This is a genomic window from Floccifex sp. (assembly GCF_051873495.1).
GTDB lineage: Bacteria > Bacillota_I > Bacilli_A > Erysipelotrichales > Erysipelotrichaceae > Floccifex.
Genome location: NZ_JBJEEX010000029.1, coordinates 1 through 2839 on the forward strand (window position 1 = coordinate 1; position 2839 = coordinate 2839).

General features: G+C 30.6%; 2 protein-coding genes. One reads left to right on the forward strand and one right to left on the reverse strand.

Annotated features, from left to right (window positions below; translation table 11 throughout):
• Positions 1 to 341 precede the first annotated feature (341 nt).
• Entirely contained in the window at positions 342 to 1130 is a 789-nt protein-coding gene (locus ACI313_RS01810) for a Cof-type HAD-IIB family hydrolase (RefSeq protein WP_320104430.1), read from the reverse strand.
• Positions 1131 to 1322: 192 nt separating this feature from the next.
• Between ACI313_RS01810 and ACI313_RS01815 the strand changes: the two genes are divergently transcribed.
• Positions 1323 to 2765, forward strand: coding sequence for an LCP family protein (locus ACI313_RS01815; protein ID WP_320104429.1), 1443 nt, complete (start codon positions 1323 to 1325; stop codon positions 2763 to 2765).
• The last annotated feature ends 74 nt before the right edge of the window (positions 2766 to 2839 follow it).

Consider the following 2839-nt stretch of genomic DNA (forward strand, 5'->3'; position numbering starts at 1 on the left):
TTCTGATTTTGCGTATGAACTAGGAATGAATGCCTATGTTATGTATCCAGATCAATCAACAATTGATAATGCCATTGCGGATATTCAATCTATCAATAATGGAGAAACACCTCCATATGTAAATGCCAAAGATACTACAGAATAATAATATGTAACATATGCCTCAGCTTGTCTGAGGCTTTTTTCTTAGTGTAAATATGTGGAAAAGAAGAATGAATATATACAGTAAATTGTTATATAAAAAAGTCGACTGATTACTCAATCGACTATCTTTTTTAGCTCCCACTTGGTCTTGGTAGGGTACACCGCTTTTTATGATAAAAATATAACACAAAATCATTTTATATCAATTCAAAGTGTTTAAACGCATTATAGATTCCATTTTCATCAATTGGATCTGTAATATAAGAACTAATTTCTTTTACTGAATCTGTTCCATTTCCCATTGCCACTGAAATAGAAGCATATTTCAACATTGGTAAATCATTGTCAGAGTCTCCGAATGCCATTGATTCATATTCATTATTAAAGTATTGTTCAAGGAATTGAATGGCAGTGGCTTTATTATATTTTTTTAAAGTAAGCTCGCCACCAAATCCTCTAAAACGAGTGAATTCAACACAATCAGGAATACGAGAAAGAACATAATCAAGGTCTTCTTCATTTTCTGCACGAAGTGATATTTTCATGATTTGATCATAATCTTTTTCTTGAATGGTAGATACATCAGGAAAATCTAGAAAACAGCTTCCTACACGATTTGTTTGCGCAAAAGCTTTCATTTGTTCTCTATCAACACTATTTGTAAAAGTCATATCAGATCCTTCCAAAGAATATCCAATTCCTATTTCTTCTATGACAGTTTGTATTTGTTTGACTAATTCTGCACCTAGTGGTTCATAAAGAATGCGATTTGATTCTAAATATATTTCACTTCCTGCTGAGAAACAATACCCATCTAATTTTAAGTCCCATAACGCTTGAGGAACCTCACAACGTGAACGTCCTGTATTGGTTAGTATTTTATGTCCATTTTTTCTAGCTTGTGCAATAGCTAATAAAGCCGAATCAGGAATTTGTTCAAAAGTCCATAAAGTACCATCTAAATCTAAAAAAACAATTTTATTCATAAAATATATATACTTCCTTCCTGCTTGTTATTTTAACACAGAAAACGATTTGTTATGACTTTTAGTTTAAATAATAATTTAAGTAAATATACGCACAAAGATGTATTAAGTGTATAAATACTTAAATAATTCCCATTTTACTATTTTTGAAATCTCAACTATTAAGTTGTATCATGAATATGGGTGATAGAAATGAAAAGAAGACAAGGCATCTTTGTTTTTATATTGACGATTAGTTTATTTTATTTGATATACAACACCGTTAAACTTAATTTAATACCATATATTTATATTATTGCACTTGTGATTTTATATATTATTTTAATAGGATTTACGATTGGTTTTGATATAAAAGGACACAAAACCATTGCTTTAGTTATGTGTATTTGTTTGTCTGTATCATGTCTTGGATTTGGTTCTTATGCTGATAAAACAATGGAAACACTTTCTAAAATCAGTAATATTTCTAAACAGAAAAAGAAACCTATTTATATTTATACTCTAAAAGAAAGTTCCATTGAATCCAAAGAAGACTTAAAAAAGAAATCAATTGGATACTTAATTGTAGATGAGAAACAAAGTATGGAATGCATTGATTCATTAGACTTTAAAGTGGATACAGTGGCTTATAGTTCTAGTGAAAACTTAATGAATAATTTAAACGAAGGATTAATTGATAGTATTTGTATTGATAAAGTGTATTTAGACATTATTTCAGATTATTATCCTGATTTTGAAGAAACGACAAAACTCGTTTATACATACACTATTTATACCGAAGAAACAACGAGTACAATAAGTGATGTCGATGTGATTAATGAACCTTTTACGGTTTTAATTAGTGGAATTGATACTAGAACAGGTACATTTGATGACAGTGATGCCAGAAGCGATGTGAACTTAGTCGCATCAATAAATCCTAAAACTCATCAAATATTTTTATTATCGATTCCAAGAGATTATTATGTAGAAACGGTATGTGATGTAAGTGATGGATGTGCGAATGGGGAAATGGATAAATTAACACATACAGGATGGCATGGCATATCCACAACTGAAAAAACAATCGAAAACTTATTGGACATTGAAATTAACTATAACGTTCTTGTGAACTTTCAAACCGTTGTGACTTTAGTTGATTTATTAGATGGTGTGGATGTGTATTCGGATTATGATGTGGAGTTATCGGGAAGCTATCATGCTTGTAGTGTGGAACAAGGAATGAATCATTTAAACGGAGAATGTGCTCTAGCTTTTGCTCGTGAACGATATGCGTATGTGGATGGTGATCGTCAACGAGGAAAAAACCAAATGGAAATCATTCGCGCCATTATTGAAAAATGTTTATCAACCTCTTTATTAAATAATTTCTCTGATATTCTCAATATTATGTCAGATTTATTTCAAACCAATATGAGTATGAATCAAATCATGGGATTTGTGAAACAACAATTAGAAGATGGAAGCCAATGGATGATTTATCAATATAGTTTAAACGGTGAAAGTGGAACAGACTATGCCTATGAATTACATGATTATGCTTATGTGATGTATCCTGATGAAACAACGATTGATAATGCGAAAAAAGATATAGAAGCTATTTATAATGGTCAAGAAGTGCCTTATGTGAATTAGAAAATAAAAACTCGTCTAGGTGATGAACCGAACCCAATAATTTGGGCAAATTAATTTTTAAGCTGATGCTAAGG